General features: G+C 54.4%; 19 protein-coding genes. 3 read left to right on the top strand and 16 right to left on the bottom strand.

What is annotated here, in order from left to right:
- The first annotated feature begins 29 nt into the window (after positions 1–29).
- Complete coding sequence (locus ACW44H_RS15065) at positions 30–707, top strand: response regulator (protein WP_457505347.1); 678 nt, start codon at positions 30–32, stop codon at positions 705–707.
- Here ACW44H_RS15065 and ACW44H_RS15070 read toward each other — a convergent pair.
- The 11 genes from ACW44H_RS15070 to ACW44H_RS15120 form a co-directional block, all read right to left on the bottom strand.
- Positions 704–2,098 (bottom strand): ATP-binding response regulator, encoded by a 1,395-nt coding sequence (locus tag ACW44H_RS15070; protein WP_457505348.1) that lies wholly within the window; start codon positions 2,096–2,098, stop codon positions 704–706. The two genes, ACW44H_RS15065 and ACW44H_RS15070, sit on opposite strands and share 4 nt — an antisense overlap.
- Positions 2,067–3,233 (bottom strand): nitric oxide-sensing protein NosP, encoded by a 1,167-nt coding sequence (nosP, locus tag ACW44H_RS15075; protein ID WP_457505349.1) that lies wholly within the window; start codon positions 3,231–3,233, stop codon positions 2,067–2,069. Before nosP ends, ACW44H_RS15070 begins: the two co-directional genes overlap by 32 nt.
- Positions 3,214–5,460, bottom strand: coding sequence for an ATP-binding protein (locus tag ACW44H_RS15080; RefSeq protein WP_457505350.1), 2,247 nt, complete (start codon positions 5,458–5,460; stop codon positions 3,214–3,216). Before ACW44H_RS15080 ends, nosP begins: the two co-directional genes overlap by 20 nt.
- Positions 5,450–5,947, bottom strand: coding sequence for a molybdopterin-dependent oxidoreductase (locus ACW44H_RS15085; RefSeq protein ID WP_457509053.1), 498 nt, complete (start codon positions 5,945–5,947; stop codon positions 5,450–5,452). The genes ACW44H_RS15080 and ACW44H_RS15085 overlap by 11 nt, the downstream gene beginning before the upstream one ends.
- 160 nt (positions 5,948–6,107) lie before the next feature.
- On the bottom strand, positions 6,108–6,926 hold the full coding sequence (locus ACW44H_RS15090; RefSeq protein WP_457505351.1) for a DUF2189 domain-containing protein: 819 nt from the start codon (positions 6,924–6,926) through the stop codon (positions 6,108–6,110).
- 339 nt (positions 6,927–7,265) lie between these two features.
- The gene (locus tag ACW44H_RS15095) at positions 7,266–7,694 is read right to left on the bottom strand and encodes a universal stress protein (protein WP_113269096.1); all 429 of its coding nucleotides are present in this window, start codon (positions 7,692–7,694) and stop codon (positions 7,266–7,268) included.
- An 11-nt stretch (positions 7,695–7,705) separates the two neighbouring features.
- A complete protein-coding gene (locus ACW44H_RS15100; RefSeq protein ID WP_457505352.1) occupies positions 7,706–10,309 on the bottom strand; it encodes a TRAP transporter permease in 2,604 nt (867 codons plus the stop codon).
- 177 nt (positions 10,310–10,486) lie between these two features.
- Complete coding sequence (locus ACW44H_RS15105) at positions 10,487–11,467, bottom strand: TAXI family TRAP transporter solute-binding subunit (protein ID WP_457505354.1); 981 nt, start codon at positions 11,465–11,467, stop codon at positions 10,487–10,489.
- 460 nt (positions 11,468–11,927) lie between these two features.
- The gene (locus ACW44H_RS15110; RefSeq protein ID WP_457505356.1) at positions 11,928–13,232 is read right to left on the bottom strand and encodes a TRAP transporter large permease; all 1,305 of its coding nucleotides are present in this window, start codon (positions 13,230–13,232) and stop codon (positions 11,928–11,930) included.
- Complete coding sequence (locus tag ACW44H_RS15115; protein ID WP_457505357.1) at positions 13,222–13,701, bottom strand: TRAP transporter small permease; 480 nt, start codon at positions 13,699–13,701, stop codon at positions 13,222–13,224. The genes ACW44H_RS15110 and ACW44H_RS15115 overlap by 11 nt, the downstream gene beginning before the upstream one ends.
- 61 nt (positions 13,702–13,762) lie before the next feature.
- Positions 13,763–14,773: a DctP family TRAP transporter solute-binding subunit gene (locus tag ACW44H_RS15120; RefSeq protein ID WP_457505359.1), complete on the bottom strand. Its 1,011-nt coding sequence runs from the start codon at positions 14,771–14,773 to the stop codon at positions 13,763–13,765.
- Between the two features lie 379 nt (positions 14,774–15,152).
- On the opposite strand from ACW44H_RS15120, the gene ACW44H_RS15125 reads away from it, so the two are divergent.
- Both ACW44H_RS15125 and ACW44H_RS15130 read left to right on the top strand, forming a co-directional pair.
- Positions 15,153–15,458 carry a hypothetical protein gene (locus ACW44H_RS15125; RefSeq protein ID WP_457505361.1) on the top strand — a complete coding sequence of 102 codons (306 nt, stop codon included), beginning with the start codon at positions 15,153–15,155 and terminating at the stop codon, positions 15,456–15,458.
- Positions 15,458–16,312 (top strand): DcaP family trimeric outer membrane transporter, encoded by an 855-nt coding sequence (locus tag ACW44H_RS15130; RefSeq protein ID WP_457505362.1) that lies wholly within the window; start codon positions 15,458–15,460, stop codon positions 16,310–16,312. The genes ACW44H_RS15125 and ACW44H_RS15130 overlap by 1 nt, the downstream gene beginning before the upstream one ends.
- Positions 16,313–16,457: 145 nt before the next feature.
- On the opposite strand, the gene ACW44H_RS15135 is transcribed toward ACW44H_RS15130, so the two are convergent.
- From ACW44H_RS15135 to pyk, 5 genes are read right to left on the bottom strand one after another with little or no spacing between them, the layout of a single operon-like run.
- Positions 16,458–16,991, bottom strand: coding sequence for a DUF192 domain-containing protein (locus tag ACW44H_RS15135; RefSeq protein ID WP_457505364.1), 534 nt, complete (start codon positions 16,989–16,991; stop codon positions 16,458–16,460).
- Between the two features lie 2 nt (positions 16,992–16,993).
- Positions 16,994–18,142, bottom strand: a complete 1,149-nt coding sequence (locus ACW44H_RS15140) for an ABC transporter ATP-binding protein (RefSeq protein ID WP_457505366.1) — start codon at positions 18,140–18,142, stop codon at positions 16,994–16,996.
- Positions 18,135–18,803, bottom strand: a complete 669-nt coding sequence (gene modB, locus ACW44H_RS15145; protein WP_457505367.1) for a molybdate ABC transporter permease subunit — start codon at positions 18,801–18,803, stop codon at positions 18,135–18,137. Before modB ends, ACW44H_RS15140 begins: the two co-directional genes overlap by 8 nt.
- Positions 18,804–18,816: 13 nt before the next feature.
- Positions 18,817–19,602 carry a molybdate ABC transporter substrate-binding protein gene (gene modA / locus ACW44H_RS15150; protein ID WP_457505369.1) on the bottom strand — a complete coding sequence of 262 codons (786 nt, stop codon included), beginning with the start codon at positions 19,600–19,602 and terminating at the stop codon, positions 18,817–18,819.
- Positions 19,589–21,064: a pyruvate kinase gene (gene pyk / locus ACW44H_RS15155; RefSeq protein WP_457505370.1), complete on the bottom strand. Its 1,476-nt coding sequence runs from the start codon at positions 21,062–21,064 to the stop codon at positions 19,589–19,591. Before pyk ends, modA begins: the two co-directional genes overlap by 14 nt.
- Positions 21,065–21,081: the final 17 nt, after the last annotated feature.

A 21,081-nucleotide genomic window follows, 5' to 3' on the forward strand; every position in this document is an offset into this window, starting at 1 on the left:
TTAGCCCTCATCCCTTGGTAGGAGACGCCATGTATTCCCTGTTGGTGGCAGATGACCATCCACTGTTTCGCGATGCGCTACAGGCCGTGGTGAGTAGCGGCCTGGCGAATAGCCAACTACTGGAAGCGGAGAGCCTCGCTGATGCGATAACGCTGGTGGAACAGCACACTGAGCTGGATTTGCTTTTGCTGGACTTAAGCCTACCGGATGCCGAGGGGCTGGAAGGACTAACCCGCCTGCGCGAGGAATTCCCCTGGCTGCCGGTAGCGATTGTGTCTGCACACCAAGAGCGACAATTAGTGCTTGATGCCATTACCTTGGGCGCGGTGGGCTATATACCCAAATCCACGCCGCGGGTGGCATTGCTGGTGGCGTTAACGCAGATTCTTGAAGGCCAGCTCTACCTGCCACCCGACATTATGCGCCGTCCGGCGCCGCGTGTTGCTTCGGCCTCACTTACCGCTAGCGCCATGGCTACCAGTGAGCGCTTGGCGCGTTTAACCGAGAAACAGTTGGCGGTATTGGTTTGCCTGACCAAAGGGATGTCAAATAAGCAGATTGCCCGAGAGCTATCGATTGCTGAAACCACCGTTAAAACTCACGTATCGGCGATTTTACGCAAACTAAACGCTACCAGCCGGGTCCATGCGATCGTGATCGCAGGCGAGGAAGATTTAAGTTTTTATCAGGCCAAACTCGCTCACTAGCTTTTATTTAGCAGGGTGCCAAGCAGCATACGAAGCCGCAGTGGCTTTAACGGTTTGAGTAGACAATGCATACCCGCTTCGCGGGTAGTGCGCTTAATTTCTGCTTCATGATTAGCCGTAATCACTACAGATGCCAAGCCAGGGTATCGGCGCTGCAGCCGTGCGGCCAAACCGATGCCGGTTTCGCGATGTTCGCCCAAATGATAATCGACCAGTAGCACCTCGGGGCGCTCACCATCGCTGGCGGCCTCTAAGGCAGAGACGGTGGCTGCTGCGCGCACCCGGCACCCCCAACTGCCCAGCAGCGCCTGCATCCCTTCAAGAATAGCCAAGTCATCATCAATCACCCAAACGACACAGCCATGTAAGGGATCTATCTCTTCAGGTGACGAGGGGTCGCTTTTTTTGAGCAGTGCTGTGGTCAAGACGGCCTCTGCGTAAGGCACGGTGATCGAAAACAGTGCTCCCTCGCCGGGGCGTGATGTGAGAGATACGGGCTGTTCCAGCATGGTACTGATGCGGTCAACGATAGCTAGCCCCAAACCTAAACCGCGGCTGTGCGCACTATTCACTTGGTTAGCACGCCGAAACTCCAGAAAGATTGCTTCGCGCTGCTGCTCTGGGATACCGGGGCCGGTATCACCGACCATAATTTCCAATCCATCCCGGCGACGCCGACAGCCCAGCAGTACGCGTCCATGCTCGGTATAACGCACTGCATTACTTAGGAAGTTTCGAATCACCCGTGCCAGCAGCGCTAAGTCGGATTCAATCACCGTACTGGATGGCACGTAATGCAATGCCAAACCACGCACCCCGGCCACTTGGCGGTACTCCTCTGCCAACGCGTCCAATAATGTGCTCACCGCAAACGGTGCTTTATCGGCGTGTAATACCCCAGCATCCAAGCGTGAGATATCCACAAGTGTTCCCAGTAATCCTTCGACATCTTTTAAAGAGCGACCGATATGCCCCACCAGTGCTTGCGATGCATCAGGAAGCGCATGGGTTTCCAAGGCACTGGCAAATAGTCTGGCTGCATTTAACGGCTGCAGCAGGTCGTGGCTAACCGCTGCTAAAAACTTGGTTTTAGAAAGATTAGCCGCTTCGGCTTCGGCTTTGGCAGCCGACAAGCGCGTGTTAACTTGCCCCAACTCATCTAACGCACGATGTAATGCATCAGTGCGCTCCCGAACCTGTTCAGCGAGCAAGACCGAACGCTCGAAAGCGGCATAAGGGGCAGTGTCGGCACTGCCGCCCGTTTCCACTCGTTCCATCAGCGCGTGGCAGACCTTACGCAGGCGACGGTTCTCTTCGCGTAACGTCTCCTCGCTTGTCGCTTGAGCGTCACCCACCGCGTTAGTAGCGGTCGAAAGCTGGAAGAGATCCAAACGCCACCCCCGTAAACGTTTGATTCACATGCATACCATGATGTTGCTCACCGTAGGTATTGAACCCTACAACCCCTGCTTGGCGCAGCAGCTGCGACGCTTGTTCTACATGCTCTAGCGCTTCAAGCTCCATACGGCGTAGAAAACAGTCACAGCCAATAATCACGCTAGGCGTACCCAGCCTAGCGCTCACCCCAGCAAGCATTATTTTTAGGTTTTCGAGTAATGGTGTCGATTGCATAGCCGTCAGCACAATGCCGTTTTCCACCGCACAGTAAAAGCTCAGACTACCGTCGCTATGCACACGCTGTATGGAGCGCACGTAGTGCTGCCCACCAATACGGACAGCTAATGGGTGGCGGGCAAATATCACTGCGCTGAGCTGCTCTGGTGCAACACCGACCAAGTCGGCGTACACCTGCGCGGCGGGTAAACCATTGAGTTCAATTACCCGCCGACGCTCACGATTCACCTCAGTCACCACCAGCTTATGAGTTAACGGGGTTAAATGATGAGTTGAAAACACTTCAAAAGGGAGCCGGGTATTAACCATGACCACAACAGCCGCATGGCTATGGAAGCGCCCGGCAGTGTAAACATGGGTATGACTAAGATGATTATCGTCGCCCGCTGAGCCGCCAAAGCTAGGTATATGCCCCAACGCAGCATCTAAGGTGGCGAGCACTTGCTCTTCACGGCTGGATAAACCATCCAGTAACGTTAATACAAAGCTATGTTCGTTGATTGGCGCGATGGTTTGTCGGCGGCAGCGCGCCAGCAGCCCATCCACCAGCGGCTGGGCGTGGGTCAATTCAAAATGGTCCAGGTCATCAATGAGCGCCGTTTCGACAGCAAACAGGCGCCGATCAAACCCCATCGCCACAATGGAGCCCCGGTCGTAACCGAGTGGGGTAATTTCCCCAGCCGTTGTACAGCCACTTAGCGGCGTTGAGGGAAAGTGGCTTTCCAGCGCGTCTGCCAGTCCCGCTAAATCATACTCCGCACTACAGAAAAACAGCACAAACCCCAAATGATCGTGCCATAAAGCGTCGGCTAGCTCAGCCGCTGCGTGGTCCGCATTGGTATGCTGACTGGCCGCAGTGAGAATACCTTGCTCAACCTGATAAGTGGTCACGACACCACCTCTCCAACGCGGAATGCGTATGCGCCGCTGTAAGTCTTATGGTACTGAACATCTCATCGAGTTGGCTGAAGGTGGCCCGCTCCGTATTGGCTAATGTTTCAAGTTGCTTCGCCAACTCAGCAAGTTGTTCGGCCCCCATGCTCACTGATTCGCCGCGCAACTGGTGCGCCAGGCGCATAACTTGCTGTTCATGCTCCGGCGTGAATGGCTTTACAGCTAAACAAGCAGCCAGTTGAGCAGAATAGTTGCTTACTTGCTGTTGATAAAGCATGACCAGTTGGCCCAGGCTCGCTTCCCCTAGGGCCGTTTTCAGGCTGGCAAGCGTATCGACATTAAGCAACGATGGCGCCCCAGTTAGCGCTTTAGGCACCTCTAATGCCGGTGCAGTGCCTTCGTCTGGGGATGCAAAAAGCTGCACTGCCAGCACATTACTTAACGCTGAGAGTGACAGCGGCTTGGTAATGTAATCGTCCATACCGGCAGCCAGGCAGCGTTGGCGGTCATCTTCAGCACCACCAGCCGTCATGGCAACGATGGGAACATTTGCCAACCATCCACCCTGCTCGCGTAATCGCTGAGTGACGATCAAACCACTCATGTCAGGCAACTGAATATCCATAAAGATAAGCTGCACTTGCTGTGACTGGACCATCGCCAGAGCGTCATGACCATTCTCAGCCCAGACCACCTCGCACCCTAGACGTGACAATAAGCCAACAGCGACTTTGCGATTGACGGCGTTGTCCTCCACTAGCAGCAATGTTGTCCCGGAAAAATCTCGCTTAGGGGCTGAGGGCAGCGACATTAATACGGGATCAGCATCGACTAAAGGTAACTCACACCAAAAGGTACTCCCCTGACCTACTTGGCTCTTAACCCCTAACCGTCCCTGCATGGCTTCGCTTAGCCGTTTGCAAATCGCCAGCCCTAGCCCAGTTCCACCAAAACGCCTTGCCACCGACTCATCTGCTTGGTGAAAAGGCTCAAAGAGACGCTCTTGCTGCTGTTCGCTCACACCACAGCCTGTATCAATCACCTCGAATAACAGCCGTTCCACCGTTGAAGACACTTTAACGCTAACGTCACCCCGGTCGGTGAACTTGATCGCATTTGCGATCAAGTTCAGCAGTATTTGCCGTAAACGGCCTGCATCGACCAACACCCACTCAGGCACCAGCGGATCAACGTAAACACGCAGTGGCAATCCTTTTGCCGTTGCCCTGGGCGCAAGCAGCAACACCACACTATCGATAAGTGGTTTGAGTTGCGTGGGCGCTGTTTCAAGGGTCAGATGACCTGCTTCGATTTTAGAAAAATCGAGGATCTCATTGATCATTGCCAGCAATTGATTGGCGCTATCGTGAATCGTGTGGGCGTAATCTTCTATTTGTGCAGGGCTTGTCGACTCGCGTAGTAGTTCGCTCATGCCAATAACGCCGTTCAGCGGTGTGCGAATTTCATGGCTAACCATGGCCAAAAAATCTGACTTGGCTTGGTTAGCTGCCTGAGCCTGCTTGGCGGTGACTTCTAACTGCTGGCCAAGCTGCTCCTGATTGCGCCTTATCGCAGCACTTTCACGCATCTCACGCACCAAGAAGGCAATGACCAAAAAGGCTGCCAAACTCATACCGACGATCAGGGTCATGAGCAGTTTATAAAGCAGGCTTAGCTGGGCTCGCTCTTCTGTCGCCGACTCTGCCAAATAGCCATTAATCACGATGACCAGTCGCTCGGTTAGCCGTGTCAACGTCTGTAGATTTTCTTCTAGCGCCGGTACTGGCAGTTGCTCAACTACTTCGTAAGGCTCAAACATACTATCGAGTACATCGAGCTGCTGTTGGATTTGGCGCAGCAGCTCACTCGCGGTATCGATCTCTTGCAATAAAGTGCTGACTTCTCCCTCATTGAGCAGCGTTATCCGACTGTACAACAGCTCAAAGCGCAGGTTTAGCTCATCGTGTGCCGCGGGGGTAAGTGGCCCATGCGCTACTGTCAGCAAATGGTTTAACAATTGCACTGCATCACGGTCTAACTTATAGACAACCCAAGCAGTATCTTCGCGTAGGCTTTGGGTGAGGTTTTCCTGCCGCCAAGCGGCTAACGTAGCGACGACCAACGCCGCGGCCAACAGTAGGACGGCAATGATAGCCACAAGCTTAAAGCGACGGGGATAACGTAGCAGACTGGCGGCCTGCGTTGTTGAAGCGCTACCGGACATCAATATGCATGACCTGCCATACCGCTCTAAAGCGTATTTTTTCGCTTAACAGCGCTTCATCATGATCAAAGGGATAAAGCACCCATAAAGGACCATATTCACGAATCGGAATCGCTTTCTGATCCTTTTGCAAAGCCAGCATAACGTCATACTGTTCGAAATCACTGACCGGTATCTCAGCTTCATAGCCGTTCAGTGCAGCAACATGAACAGAGTCACTTTGAGCACCTAAGCGCGTTAGCAAATCACGCATCAAAGGGCCACGATAGTGGCTGCTACCTTCTGTCCAGGGCGTACTGGTTTCAAACGAGTGCTGTGGTAATGCCTCTAACATCTCACGGTCAAACTGCGCTTCACTCCCGACATTTGTATGCTTAATATTCCCGCTAACGGTCAAAATAACAGGCCCGCTAGGCATCCCTAAGTCATCGCCTGTGTCAGCAATCCCCGCCAGGGGAGCACTGAACATCAGCACGACCCACCCCATTAACAATGCTTTCACAGTACACACCTCACGAAGGGCAACTTACTGGTTCCAATGCCCAAAATAAAAGAAGACAGCGTAAAGATTACGCCATCTTCTTAAACAGGTCAGGTCCAATACTGCTTTTTCGTCACCAAAGCGTCATTTACGCTTCCCTTTTAAGCTAAGAATCCATGTTGTCCAACCGCTCAAAGCGCACTAAGTCCTCGTAAGCATGCCAACTAGCATGCCCCAAAACGGGTAAAATCAGCGCTAGACCAATATAAAAGGTCATCACACCAATCAGTACACACAGCGTAAGTATCACTGACCATAACAACATGACGCGGAAATTACGTCCGACACAGCGCACGCTGGCTTCAATACCTTCCATAAAGGTTAAGTCTTGATCCATCAAGGTAGGAATCGCTACGACGCTAATCGTAAACGCACCAAACGCCAAAATACCCCCCGCTACCGTGCCCACCGCTAGCATACTCAACCCTTCTGACGTAGTGAGGAGCGCGGTATACAGTGTGGCGGGGCTGGGGATTTCAAAACCAAAAAAGAGTGCAAAAAGAAGCGTTGCCAAACGAATCCAGGCGAGGAAGAAGATCATCATCATGACCCCCATCATTGCCAACTGGCCGGCATGAGGTCGCCAACTGCCGAAAGCATCCCCTAAGTTAGGCACTTGCCCGTTCTCCAGCGCGCGACTAATGCCATAAGAGCCGACGGCCACCAGTGGTCCAATAAACATAAAGCCTGCAATCATAGGCAGCAGCCAGTACCAATACCCCAACGTAAAAGCACCCAGGGTAATAGCGATACTAAGTCCTACCCAGAACATGCCATAAGAAAGGCTCACGACTGTCGCACGGCGAAAATCTTCCACGCCAGCAGCTAACCATGCCCTTGGCCGCTCCATACCGACCTTATTAATAGTGATTTTAACGCTGGGCAGATCCGAATGGTGGCTTGTTTTTGTTGTCGTCGCATTCATGGCATCACTCCTGTTCTTCCCGATATAGATCCTGAACTCAGGATTTACCTCAAAACATCAGCGCTCATTAATCGCTGAAAGCATTAATACCAGCTTAATGACTTAACGCTCTTTTAATGTAGCTGAATAATGGTTGCGAGGCGTGGGACGTCCGATTGTGCGTACAAAAAATCCACGAAAGTGCGAGATAGCGACAATTAAGTTGTTGCGTTAGAAAAAGTAGATGTAGTTGTAGATATAGATAAAAACACGCTATAGCCAAGCATAAAAAAACTCCGAGCAAGTTGCCCGGAGCTTTTTAGTTTACTTTGCACGACTCTCTACGCTAGCACGCTATTCCTAGCGCACAATCATTACCGATACTTTGGCATGATGCACGACATGCTCAGCGTTGGGACCCAACACGTAGTCAACAAACTTACGTTTGGTATGAGAAGCCATAACGATCAGATCAACATCCAGTTTTTTGCCTACTTTAATAATCGCCTCCCACGGCGAGCCATCGACCAGAATACTCTGCGTTTGGATCCCCTCAGGGACGTTCTTTTGAATGAACGCGTGCTGCGCCTCTTTTATTACTTCATGGGCCTTTTGTGAAAAATCTTTGGGAAAGTAAGCACCCACCATGGGCATTTTAAATTCCGGTAGCACGGTCACTATATGCAGCGACGCCCCAAAGGTTTCACACAGCGTAATGGCCGTGGGTAGCGCTTTCTGCCATGAAGCCTCTTCATTGAGATCCACGGGCAGTAGGATTTTCTGATACATGGTGATCTCTCCTAGGCTGTAGCGGCTGACTCATCGGCAAGCTGTTTTTCACGCCGACGGCGCTGCATGACGACAATCAACCCAAAGATTAGGAAAGCAGGAATCCACATGATCTCTTTCGTCCAGCGGTTCACAGGGGCTAACACTTCGATGATTTCTTGATCGAAGTCGAAACCGAGTTCTGCCGCTTGGCTGCCGTAGGTCACCATATCAACGATTGCCGTGCCATCCTCGATAAACAGCTCAAGACCCAGATTCTCAAGCCGCTCCTGGCCTGTTTCACCGTCAGGCACCGGTAGGGTCATATACGTGCTCATTGGATCGCCATAGTCATCCAGACCGGCGATCTGCAGGCGAAGCGTCGAGTCTTCATCGACATCGCCCAATGCTTCAACGAATTGCGCAGGCGGAATGGACTCATAAGGGTCATGGATCATGTCCATCCAGAAGCCCGGGCGGAACAGCGTGAACGCAATCAGCAACAGCACGATGGACTCATACCAGCGGCTGCGCGTAATCATGAAGCCCTGGGTCGCGGCAGCAAAGATGAGCATGGCGATGGTGGACACCACAAAGATCAACACCCCCTGCAAGAAGGTCACATCAATCAGTAGCAGGTCGGTATTAAAGATAAACAAAAACGGTAGCGCTGCGGTTCGTAGGCTGTAATAGAACGCCTGGAAGCCGGTGCGAATAGGGTCACCGCCGGAGACGGCTGCCGCGGCAAAGGACGCAAGCCCCACCGGCGGTGTCACGTCAGCCATGATCCCGAAATAGAACACGAACAGGTGAACCGCAATCAGCGGCACTAATAGGCCATTTTCTGCGCCAAGGTTAACAATCACCGGTGCCAGTAGAGCCGAAACAACGATGTAGTTCGCGGTGGTCGGTAACCCCATGCCGAGAATCAAGCTAAGCACCGCCGTCAGCAGCAGGATCAGCATCAAATTGCCCATGGCCAGTGTTTCCACCACTTCGGCCAGCACTAACCCTACCCCGGTTTGGGAGACGGCACCGACGATGATACCGGCCGTGGCCGTAGCGATGCCGATACCGATCATGTTGCGGGCACCGGTGACCAGACCATTCCATAAATCCATCACGCCTTCACGCAGATCCGCCTTCATATCGCTGCGGCCACGAAAGATCGACGTGATCGGACGCTGGGTAAGAATAATGAAAATCATGAAAATAGTGGCCCAGAAGGCTGACAGCCCTGGCGACAAACGCTCCACCATCAAACACCAGACCAGCACAATGACGGGCAGTATGTACTGCAAGCCAACCAACACCGTGGGCTTGGTTTGCGGCAGCGAATAAATCGGTTCGTTAGGATCATCGAGCTCGAGCTCGGGGTAACCTGACGCAAGCTTCAGCAAGGCAATATAAATCACCGTCAGCCCAACGCCGACTACCCAGGGCGTTGCATCGCCCAACACCGGTTTGAGCCAGCCAAGACCGTAATAGACCGCCAACGCGGTCACCATCATGAGTAGCAGACCACCCAGGAAACCGATCACTTTATTGACCAAAGGCTTAGGGGGATTACTGCTCTGAAGCCCCTTCATATTGGCCTTTAGGGCCTCTAGGTGAACGATATAGACCAGCGCGATATAGGAAATCAGCGCGGGCAGGAAGGCATGCTTAATCACCTCGACATACGAAATGCCCACATACTCGACCATCAAGAAAGCGGCAGCGCCCATCACCGGCGGCATAATCTGGCCATTGACCGATGACGCCACTTCAACAGCGCCCGCCTTTTCCGAGGAGAACCCCACGCGCTTCATCATCGGCACCGTAAAGGTACCGGTGGTTACCACATTGGCAATAGAGGAGCCGGAAATCAGGCCGGTCATAGCCGAGGCCACCACAGCCGCTTTAGCGGGCCCACCGCGATAGTGACCAAGTAGCGAGAACGCTACCTTGATAAAGTAATTGCCAGCACCTGCCTTATCGAGCAGAGCGCCGAACAGTACAAATAGGAAGACGAAGCTGGTGGAGACACCCAGCGCAATACCGAAAACACCCTGAGTCGTTAACCACTGGTGGTTAATCAATCCATACAGGCTAACCCCACCATGGGAAAGAATACCCGGCATCCATGGGCCAGCCAGGCTATAGACAAGAAAGACTGACGCCACGACCATCAACGGCGGGCCGAGTGCACGGCGTGTCGCCTCAAGCAGTAGCAATATCCCGGCGATGCCAATGATCACATCCTGCAGGATCGGGGCGCCGGGGCGCTGAGATAACTGCTCGTAAAACATGAACATGTAAGCGCCACAAAAGGCCGCTGCCGCTGCCAGCACCCAATCTTGGATCGGTACACGGTCACGGGGCGAGCGCTTGAGTGCCGGGTAGGCCATATACGCCAAGAACAGCGCAAAAGCTAAGTGAATAGAGCGGGCTTCCGTGGCACTAAATACGCCAAAACCCAGAACGAAGGGTACCGGGGAAGCGATCCACAATTGAAACAGAGACCACGCTGCCGCAATGCTGACCAAGAGCTTGCCGGGCATACCGGCTGGTTTACGGGCGCCCGTGTCGCTGGAGGCAACCATGTCATCCAGGTCTACTCCGGTTCCCGAAGATCTGTTCTTATCTTCTGTCATATGCCTGCCCTGCTCCGAGTCGATTGACACATAATTGCCATATCGAATTGCTCTATTAACATCCTAAATGCCCTATCAACATCCTAAACGCTTTATCAACAGCGTAAACCAAAATGCGCGGCACCCTTAGGTAACCGCGCATTCCTTGCTAAGGTAATACTACCTCAGGCTACTGAATTACTCGATCCAGCCTTGTTCACGGTAGTAACGCGCCGCGCCATCATGCAACGGTGCGGAAAGACCTTGAGTCACCATCTCTTCTGGATCAAGATTTTCGAAGGCCGGGTGCAGACGCTTGAAACGATCAAAGTTATCAAACACCGCTTTAACGGTCTGGTAGATCACTTCATCGTCTGCTTCAGCCGTGGTTACAAATGTCGCTGCAACACCGAAGGTTTCGACATCTTCATCATTGCCGCGATATAAGCCACCCGGGATTACCGAAGAGGTGTAGTAAGGGTATTCATCGACAATGCCCTGAATGTCTTCGTCGTTCAGCGGAATCAGACGAGCATCAACAGTGGTGGTCGCTTCCTGAATGGAACCATTCGGGTGACCCACCACGTATACCATGGCATCGACGTTATTATCGGCAAGTGCTGCCGCTTGCTCGGCAGCGTCGAGCTGAGATGCCAGAGAGAAAGTATCTTCGGTCCAGCCCTTGGCGTCCATCACCACTTCCATGGTGTTGCGCTGACCGGAACCTGGGTTACCGATGTTGACGCGTTTGCCTTCCAGATCATCAAGTGTCTCGATGCCAGAATCAGCACGTGCAAGTAGCGTCAAAGGCTCACCGTGGACACGGAACACAGCCCGCAGATCTTCGTAGGCCTCGCCTTCGAAGTTCCCGGTGCCGTTGTAGGCTTGATACTGAACGTCGGATTGTGCGACGCCCATGTCCAGCTCGCCGGACTTGATACCATTGATGTTGGCGACAGATCCACCAGTTGAAGGTGCATTACACTTGATATCGGCGTCTTCGAGGCGATTAACCAAACGACAGATCGACTGCCCCACGACGTAGTACACACCGGTTTGGCCACCGGTACCGATGGTGATGAACTGCTCGTCATCCTGTGCCATTGCCGGGGAGGCGAAAGCAGCGCTGGCAAGTAGCGCACCGGAGAAAGCAGCGGTAGAAAACGTATGGCGTTTCATGAACACACCTCTTTATATTGATGTTATGAGCGTATTTGATGTTAGCAACACTGTCGTTAGCAACACTGTCATTATCAACATCATGCGCTTTGGACCCACCTAGCGACTCGCTCCCTCAGATGGGTTATTCCAAAACGTTTTTAAGACAATCTGTTACAAGCGCCTCTATTGGCTGCCTGCTAATACTACTTTAGCGAAAAACCAAGACTTTAGCGAAAAACAAAGCCCTTAGCGATAGAAAAAATAAGCCCTTAGCGATAAAAAGCGCGCTTGGCAAAGCACCACGGTGCCTCCCCTTATTTAAAACGCATTTTCACTTTGCAGATAGTAGTTTAACGGTTGGCAACGTTAAGTAAGCGTTAATGCCTATACCGTTTTGGCATAGGGAATAAGGATATTCACTACTTGCTCGACAGGTGCAGTTTCTTCTGGACCAATCGCAGCCATCTCTTTAGCCCCATCAGACGTTATATCCCAAGACGCCGGGTAGCCATAAAGCGATGGCTGGGAAGATGGCTACCAGCGCCAGTGCACACCCCATGGCGACCACAAACAACAACGCCCAACCAAGCGTTTGCTCCAAACGTATTTTCGCCACTTCGGTGGTTACCATTAAATTGACCGCCACCGGCGGGGTAAATTGGCCAATGGCAATGTTCATTGCCAGTAGAATCCCAAACCACACCGGGTTCCATTCGAAGTGCTGCATAACAGGAATCAGGATCGGCATCATAATGAGATAAATCGAGATCGCATCTAACAACATGCCAGCGACCAGCACCGCTAACATTACTAAAACAAGCAGCAGCACCCCGTTATCCGTCAGGCTAATAATCCACTCAGCCAAGTGGCGGAAAGTGCCCAGCATGGTACCCGCCCAGGCAAAAATACCGGCAAGCGCGATAATCAGCATCACTACCCCAGAGATAATCGCCGCCTCGCCCAGTAGTTCCCACAGATCGCGCCACGACAGTTCGCGGGTAAGAAATAGCCCCACAATCGCCCCATAGGCGACTGCCACTACGGCTGCTTCGGTGGGCGTAAACAAGCCCGAACGCAAACCACCCAAAATCAACACGGGTGCAAACAGCGCCGGTATCGCCTGTTTAAAAGTAGTTCGTACGCTGAGCTGTTCGGCACCTTCTACCGGTGTGCCGCCTTCCCATCCATAACGTTTGGAGACGATCATGGCAGGTACCAATAGGGCTATGCCTGCCAATATGCCGGGGAACAGCCCTGCCGCAAACAGGGCCCGCAAATCCACCCCAGGCACCACAATCGAATAAAGGATAAGGGCAACGGAAGGCGGGATTAGAATCGCGGTTGAAGCAGAAGCAGCAATTAGCGTGGCGGAAAACGGCTTGGGATAGCCCGCTTTGGTCATGCTGGGCAGCATCACCATTGCTACGGCCGCCGCATCGGCAGGCCCGGAGCCGCTCATGCCACCCATGATCATGCACACCAGCACCGCAACCAGCGCCAAGCCGCCATGGCGTGGGCCAATCAGCGCCTGGGCAAATCGCACCAAGCGCAGCGCCACGCCGGAGCGCTCAAAAATAAGCCCGGTAAGTATAAATAGCGGAATCGCAATTAATGGGTACTTGGCAATGCTGTTATAGGTATTCGTGCCCAAGGTCGCCAACATATCCGGCGACAGCCCAATCACAATGCCAACTGCTCCAGAAAGCGCCAGCGAAAACGCCACGGGCACCCCTGCAATCAACAGGCCAGCAAACGCCAGGATCATCCAAACATCAGGGCTCATCGGTTAGCCTCCCCGCCAAACGGTCAGCGGTTTGCTGATACAAGCGCCATAACATGGCCGCGGAAAGCACGGGCAACCAGACTAAATACCACCACTGGGGCAAGCCAAGCCCTGGCGAAAGCGACTCCCACTGATACTCCTGCCAGGCTAACTTGCCGCCGTACCAAGTGATCAACCCCAGCACCAAAGCACCACACAGCGCTTGAAAAAGAATCAATGCGTGGCGGTACTTAGACGGCAGTGCACGTTCAAGAAAACCTATACGGATATGCCGATTACGCCGCAGCGCCACCGAGGCACCGGCAAAGGTCAGTACTACCAACAAGAAAACCGAAAACTCTTCGGTAAAGGAAAAAGAGCCGCCAGTTAAGTAGCGCGTAATGACATTACCCAAACTGATCATCGAGATAATGATTAATGCCAGCGCGCCCAGCCAGCGTTCCGGGCGCGCATCGGGAAAGCCTTTCATGGCAGCCTCACAGCAAAAAACTCCCAGTCCTAAGAGCCGGGAGTTAGAACATCAACAGTTATTAGCGCGCGTCGATAGCGGCTTGGGCGGCGTTAACCACCTCATCGCCAATCCGCGGTGCCCATTTTTCGTAAACAGACTGTGTGGCATCGACAAACGCCTGGTACTGCTCATCGGATAGTTCTGTCACCGTCACACCGCGCTCTTGAATCGCCGCTAGGCGTTCGCTCTCTTCTTCACGGGTCATGGCGATTTCCCACTCACCGGCTTCCTGTGCTGTTTCGCGCAGCATGGCTTGCTGCTCTTCATCAAGGGTCTGCCACACCTGCTGATTGACCGCAAAAATCAGCGGGTCATTCATGTAGTTCCAGAGCGTCAAATGCTCTTGGCCGACCTGATCAATGCGCGCGACGTCAAACACCGAGAGTGGGTTTTCCTGGCCGTCTACGGCGCCGGTGGTCAGCGCTGGCTGCGCATCAGTCCAGCTCATTTGCGTGGGGTCAGCGCCCAGTGCTGAGAAAGTGTCCTGGAACAACGGCGAACCGACAACACGGATTTTCAGGCCGTCCAAGTCATCCGGCTCGCTGATCGGTCCACGTGAGTTGGAGACCTGACGGAAGCCATTTTCGCCCCACGCCAGCGGGATAACGCCGCGTGATTCGATCGCTTCAAACACCAGCTCGCCCGCTTCACCACCGGTGACTGCATCGACGGCGGCTTCATCGGGAATGAAAAACGGCAAAGAGAAAAGATTCAGTTCCGGCACCTGGGGCGACCAGTTGATGGTCGAGCCCACCGCCGCATCAATCAAGCCGGAACGCATGGCGGAAAATTCACGGGTTTGGTCGCCAGAGACGAGTTGAGAGTTGGGGTAAACGCGCAGCGTTAACTCACCCCCGCTGCGTTCTTCCACCAGTTCGGCCCACTTCTCTGCCGCTTGCCCCCATGGGAAAGCGTCGGACAAAACGGTGGACACCGAGAGTTCACGAGCTTGTGCAGACAGGGAAGCGGAAAGCAGTGCCGCACCGGCTAAGCCAGCAGTGAAACGAGCCATTGAGCGTGTCAGCGTCATGGTAGATCCTTTTTATCTATTTTTATGGTGTGCGTTTTTGTGATGTGCGTTTTTATGTTGTGCGCATATAGCCATTATGAGGCTTTTCGAGAAAGCCCCACTTATTGTATGCACTTAGCGCACGAAAGGAAGATGCCTATAGTCATTCGCATTGGATAAATAATAAGCGTGCTAACATATTGAATGACTTTGAAAAAGTTCCTCATCCTTTTGTCGTAATCGTTCTTTAATACAATTGTAACTTCCCTTCAACATCGCTATGTTGTTTTTCGATAGCTAATAGTGCTGGGCTCAGTGGGCTAAGCCGCTATCAGGCAACAGAAAATAACAATGCGGTCTCTTAGTTAGACTGCCTTTGATCATAATAAGGAAAAAGCAAGTGACGATTAAAAAACGCTTAAAGCATTCAGCTCTTTTCTCCATTGGCACCCTTGCAATGGCAGTTGCTTCAGCCTCTCACGCTGTCGACTTTGAAGTAGGCGACACCAAGGCGAGCGTCTACGGATACGCCAAGCTGGATATTATCTATGATGTGGATGATGACATGGGCAACCTCGTCACTCACAGTGAAATCACTGAAGATGGCGAAGACAGTCAAGATAGCCACTTCAATATGCACGCTTACCAGAGCCGTATCGGTTTCAAGACCACGACACCGGTCTCCGGCAGCGACCTAGTGACCTAGTGACCCAGATTGAAGGTGACTTCTACGGGCCAAACAACAACTTCCGCCTGCGGCACGCCTACGGCTCCTGGGACGGTATTCTGGCCGGCCAGTACTGGACCAACTTCTACGGCTTCGTGGCCGGCACCCCGTCCATCGACTTCCGTGGCCCGCCTGGGGTGGCCAACCAAGCGCGTCAGCCACAGCTTCGCTATACCACTGGCAATTTCTCGGTAGCGATAGAAGACCCGGATACCCTGGGTGGTTCTGAGAGGACAGAAAACGGTGTTGTTCAAACTGAAGCAGATGCAGCCAAGAGCGAATTACCGGATGTGACCGCGCGCTATACCGATACTTCTGGCTCCTTCAAGTACTCCGCTTCTGCCGTACTGCGCCAGCTTGAGTATGATGCGGCAGCAGATGCCAACGCTTCAGTTGATGATGACTCGGCCTTTGGTTGGGGCGTGGCCCTTGAAGCAGCCATGGATGTTTCTGAGGCGGTCATTTTGCGCGCCGGCTTAACCCATGGTGACGGTATGGGTGGTTATATGAATGTCAGCCCGCAAACTACACCGGCCTACCTAGCCAATAACGGCGACCTTGAAACCCTAAAAACTACTGGTGGCACTATCGGCGCCAGCATTAAGGCCGGCCCAGGCGCCATTAATGCGTCTTATAACGTCGCTACCGTCGACCTCGACGATGAGGAAATCGGCGGAAATGATACTTTCGAGACTGCTTACCTGAACTACATCTGGACGCCAGCCGAACGCATCAGTTACGGCATAGAAGCCAGCTGGGCTAGCCGTGAAGAGAAAGACGGCGCTGAAGGCGATGCCACTCGCATCCAGGGTATGGTGATGTACAGCTTCTAAGCAGATTTAGCAACGTTACCGCTACAGATAGACTTTAACAAAGATAGACCTTAACACGGCTTTTCGATCCTTAAGCCCCAACATTGTTGGGGCTTTTTTATTTTTGCGTTCTCAACATCAATCTCAGCCGCTGCCCTCGACCCGGTTAATCCGCAGGCTGGCAGTAACCGGCTTCCTCAGGGATGGAGACACAATCGCCCACCTTAATGCCGCGCTCGGCGAAGTAACCGGCGTTGACCTCTAGCGCTGAATGATACGCCGCCCCAGCTGGGTAGGAAGGGCAGTCGCTCGGCGTGGAGGATTCGCAGGGCTGCATGGTATTAATCGCCACTATTCGACCATTCGCATCGATAAAAGCAATATCGAGAGGGATCAGAGTGCGATACATCCAAAAGGCGTTATTGGCCGATTGCTCGCTCTCAAAGCGAAACAGCATGCCGTTTGCTTCCGGCAAGCTCTCCCGTTCCATCAAGCCGCGCTGACGCTGGGGCGCCGTTTCCGCCACTTCCACCTCTAGACGGTGTGGGCCGCTCTCATTATGAATGGCCAGCGTCAGCGTTTGCATGTCTTTCGCCGTGGCTTGCCCCCAAGCAAACGAGCTGAGTAGCGACATCGGCAGTAGCGCCGCCAGCGGTAACAGTAGCGATGCTTTCAGCAGCGTGCGACGCGTGGGATCCATGCTTACTTCCTTTTATCATGCGCATCTGCGCGAACTCGGTGGCCTGGCAGCAAGTGAATGCCTGCTGCTAGCAGTGAAACGTTCACCCCGGCACCGCGGGTTAACTGGTTACGCCGTACGGCATGGGTGGCGATATCGAAACGTAACATATCACCATGTTGGACGCGCAAGGAAACTGACGTAATGCCCCCCAGAACCACTAACTCTTCAACCGTGGCTGCCAGTGGGTTCTCCCGCTCGCCTTGGGAAGGCCGATCACGGCGGTGAAGCACAATATCAGAAGGCGGCAAATACCAGGTCACGGTCTCGCCCAACGACAGGTTAGCGAGCCCCTCGGCAACTTCTAAGATGCACGCCCCCCACTGCAGGCGTCGCTGCCCCTCCACTGCAATGACAACGCCTTCGAACAGGTTATGACGATCCAGCAAGCGCGCCACCAACGGCGACGCAGGGCGGCTGAACAGCTCATCCGGCGGAGCCTGCTGAAGGCTGACGCCGTTATGCAGCACGCAGATTTGGTCCGCCAGTGCCGTGGCTTCTTCCAGGTCATGCGTTACCAGTAAGATGGGGATCGCGATTTGCTGGCGGAGCAGCGCCAGCTCGCGCTGCAAACGGCGCCGGGTGACTTGGTCTACTGCCGAAAACGGCTCATCGAGCAACAGCACTTTGGGGTCGCGGGCCAAGGCACGGGCGAGCGCCACACGCTGGCGCTGGCCACCGGAAAGTGCGTTGGGGTAGCGTTTGCCTAGTCCCTCTAGACGCACCTTGGCCAGCCACTGCTCCGCTAGCTCCCGGCGTTGGGGTTGAGGCAGATGGCGCAGCGGCAGTTGAATATTTTCTAACGCGGTCAAGTGGGGAAACAGCGCATAGTCTTGAAACACCATGCCTACTTGCCGAAGCTGTGGCGAAAGTGAATGCTTACGTTCAGCATCAAACCAGCTATCTCCCGCGCACTCCACTCGCCCACCCTGGGGACGATAGAGCCCAGCAATAGTGCGCAGCAGCGTGGTTTTACCGCTACCGGATGGCCCTACCAGCGCCAGCAGTTCGCCGGGTTGGCAGGTGAACTCGGCGGCCAGTGGAATCGGTCCCGTTTGATTGACCGCGACCCTTAGCCCTGCTGCAAGCCCATCCAAAACCAAATCAGCCACGTGCCCACCGTCGGCGACCGGCCAGACCGTAGACGAGCCCCAAGGTAATAAACGACACCAATAGCAGCAGCGCCGACATCTGCGCCGCGCCCTGTTCATCGAACGCTTGAACACGGTCATAGATAGCAATGGCGAGGGTCCGGGTCTCGCCATCTATTGCCCCGCCCACCATCAAGATCACACCAAATTCGCCCAGCGTATGGGCAAACGTTAGCGCTGCCGCTGACAGAATACCGGGCCACACCAAGGGCAGTTCGATACGCAGCAACGTCTGCCACGGGCCCAAGCCGCTACACCAGGCTGCTTCCCGCAGGTTGTGGGGAATATGCTCGAAGGCGCGCTGGATGGGCTGCACGGCAAATGGCAGGTTGGCAATCAGCGAGGCGAGTAATATCCCCGTGAACGTGAAGTTCAGCCCGTCGCCGGTCAGATCCGCCCAAAGCGACCCCACCGGCGCATCGCGGCCAAAGCTCAACAGCAGGTAAAACCCTAGAACGGTGGGTGGCAATACCAGCGGCAGCGCAACGAATGCCTCACATAGACCTTTGCCGCGAAAACGCGCGTAGGCCAGGGCGCGACCTAGCCAAATAGCGACGGGAAGCAAGATTAAGCAGGTAAACCCCGCAAGGCGAAGCGAGACCGAAAGCGCCGACCAATCCATTATGGCCGGCCCATCATTCGCCGCTAAACCCGTAGGTACGCAAAATGGCTTGCCCCTCGTCCTGCTGCAGCCATTGATAGAAGGCAGTGGCGACATCTCCCGCCTGGTTGGTCAAGACCATGCGTTGGCGCAAAGGCTCATGCCAGCTCTGAGGGATAAGTACGTACTCACTTCGCTCGCGTAAAGAAGGTGCCAGGGCCAGTGAGTATGCCACTAGTCCCCCACGCGCATCGTCGGAAAGCGCAAATTGCGCCGCCTGGGAGACATTTTCGCCCAGCACCCGCAGCGCCTCTGTTGGCTCCCAACGCCCCGCGTGCTCAAGCGTCTGCTGCGCCGCTACGCCATAGGGCGCGTGCTCAGGGTTCGCCAGGGCGATTCGTTCATTGGTTCCGCTCTCTTGGGCTTCTAGGGCAGCGTCGACCCCAGCCAGCGGCGCATCGTCACTGGGTAAATCACCGCGCCCCGCTTGCTGCATCCAGACTAATCGGCCAATAGCGTAGATCACGCCTTCATCCTGAGTGTGCCCCTCTTCATAAAGCGCCTGAACGTAGCGCTCGTCTGCAGAGAGATAGAGCTCAAAGGGCGCGCCCTGGGCAATTTGGCGGCGGAAGTTGCCGGAGGAACCAAAGTTCAAGCGCAGGTCGTAACCGGTTTCCTGCTGAAACTGCTCGGCGGCCTCGGTTAGCGCAAACTGAAGATCAGAAGCGGCGGCGACAATAGGCGCCGCCGCTATTGCGGGGGCGCTTGTTGATAGCAAGCAGGCGAGCAGCAGCCCATGCGCTGATTTAGCTTTTAGCATGCTCGTCAGTAATCTCCATCACCTTCATGGTATTGGTGCCGCCGTGAGCATTCATATGGTCACCGCGGGTAAGGATCACGTGATCACCGGCTTTGGAAATTCCCATCTTCACCAGTAACTCCAGAGCACGGTCGTTCAGCTCGGTGGCGGTCATTTCAGAGGTATCGAACGGCAACGAGACAACACCGCGGTAGAGTGCCATACGGCGCTGTGCGATAGGGTTGTGCGCCAAACCCACAATCGGCAGACCGGAACGAATACGCGAAGCGATTAGCGGTGTATAGCCCGACGAGGTCATACAGGCAATCGCCGAAATACCCGTCATATGGTTGGCCGCGTACATGGCGGAAAGCGCAATGGTTTCGTCCGGGCGGGTAAAGCCCTCATGAATGCGGTGGCCGGACTCCTGGGCGGACTTCTCCCGCTCGGCACCCAAACAAACACGCGACATCGCTTCGACGGTTTCCAGCGGATAGTCGCCTGCGGCGGTTTCCGCCGAGAGCATGACCGCATCACTGCCATCCAGTACGGCGTTGGCCACGTCGAACACTTCAGCACGGGTAGGAAGCGGCGCTGAAATCATGCTCTCCATCATCTGCGTGGCCGTAATCACCGCCCGGTTAAGCGAACGCGCCCGCTTGATCATGCGTTTTTGCACGCCGACCAGCTTGGCATCGCCAATTTCCACGCCGAGATCGCCGCGCGCCACCATGACTGCTTCAGACGCTTCGATAATACCGTCCAGCGTGGCGTCATCAGCGACCGCTTCGGCACGCTCAACCTTGGCCACTAGGCCAATTTCCTTACCCGCTTCGCCCAGCAAACGGCGCGCTTCCAGCATGTCTTCCGCATGGCGAGGGAAGGAAATGGCCAGATAGTCGACGCCAATCTCAACGGCGGTTTTGAGGTCCTCTTTGTCTTTCTCAGTCAACGCCGGGGCAGAGAGGCCGCCGCCCTGCTTGTTAATGCCTTTATGGTTGGAGAGCTTGCCGCCGACGACTACGGTGGTATGCACCTGTTGCCCTTCAACCCGGGCCACGTCCAGCACCACACGCCCGTCGTCCAGTAGCAGGCGATCGCCGGCGGCCACGTCTTGTGACAGGGTCTTGTAGTCACAGCCCACTTGGTGGCTATCACCAGCATCGCCGTCGAGCTCCATATCGAGGATGAAAGGCTGGCCCTCTTTAAGTACCACGGCGCCATCCCTGAACCGGGCAATACGAATTTTAGGTCCTTGCAGGTCGCCCAAAGCGGCTACGCTGCGCCCCAGTTTGGCGGCAATGTCACGCACCTCGGTTAACCGGCGGCGGTGATCATCGGCGGTACCATGGGAGAAATTCAAACGCACCACATCGACACCCGCCTGGAGCATGGCTTCCAACACGCCTTCACGGTCGCTGGCAGGCCCAAGGGTGGCGACAATTTTGGTACGACGGATCGAGGAGAAGTGCAGTGCGTTCATTGTGTTCCAACCATGCG

The organism is Vreelandella sulfidaeris Esulfide1 (assembly GCF_054072535.1).

What these genes read in the sequence shown, in the direction of transcription:
- ACW44H_RS15065 (WP_457505347.1), top strand. Translation starts at nt 30, where the DNA reads ATGTATTCCCTGTTGGTGGCAGATGACCATCCACTGTTTCGCGATGCG.
- ACW44H_RS15080 (WP_457505350.1), bottom strand. Translation starts at nt 5,460, where the DNA reads ATGTCCGGTAGCGCTTCAACAACGCAGGCCGCCAGTCTGCTACGTTAT.
- ACW44H_RS15085 (WP_457509053.1), bottom strand. Translation starts at nt 5,947, where the DNA reads ATGGGGTGGGTCGTGCTGATGTTCAGTGCTCCCCTGGCGGGGATTGCT.
- ACW44H_RS15090 (WP_457505351.1), bottom strand. Translation starts at nt 6,926, where the DNA reads ATGAATGCGACGACAACAAAAACAAGCCACCATTCGGATCTGCCCAGC.
- ACW44H_RS15095 (WP_113269096.1), bottom strand. Translation starts at nt 7,694, where the DNA reads ATGTATCAGAAAATCCTACTGCCCGTGGATCTCAATGAAGAGGCTTCA.
- ACW44H_RS15100 (WP_457505352.1), bottom strand. Translation starts at nt 10,309, where the DNA reads ATGACAGAAGATAAGAACAGATCTTCGGGAACCGGAGTAGACCTGGAT.
- ACW44H_RS15105 (WP_457505354.1), bottom strand. Translation starts at nt 11,467, where the DNA reads ATGAAACGCCATACGTTTTCTACCGCTGCTTTCTCCGGTGCGCTACTT.
- ACW44H_RS15110 (WP_457505356.1), bottom strand. Translation starts at nt 13,232, where the DNA reads ATGAGCCCTGATGTTTGGATGATCCTGGCGTTTGCTGGCCTGTTGATT.
- ACW44H_RS15115 (WP_457505357.1), bottom strand. Translation starts at nt 13,701, where the DNA reads ATGAAAGGCTTTCCCGATGCGCGCCCGGAACGCTGGCTGGGCGCGCTG.
- ACW44H_RS15120 (WP_457505359.1), bottom strand. Translation starts at nt 14,773, where the DNA reads ATGACGCTGACACGCTCAATGGCTCGTTTCACTGCTGGCTTAGCCGGT.
- ACW44H_RS15135 (WP_457505364.1), bottom strand. Translation starts at nt 16,991, where the DNA reads ATGGATCCCACGCGTCGCACGCTGCTGAAAGCATCGCTACTGTTACCG.
- modB (WP_457505367.1), bottom strand. Translation starts at nt 18,803, where the DNA reads ATGGATTGGTCGGCGCTTTCGGTCTCGCTTCGCCTTGCGGGGTTTACC.
- modA (WP_457505369.1), bottom strand. Translation starts at nt 19,602, where the DNA reads ATGCTAAAAGCTAAATCAGCGCATGGGCTGCTGCTCGCCTGCTTGCTA.
- pyk (WP_457505370.1), bottom strand. Translation starts at nt 21,064, where the DNA reads ATGAACGCACTGCACTTCTCCTCGATCCGTCGTACCAAAATTGTCGCC.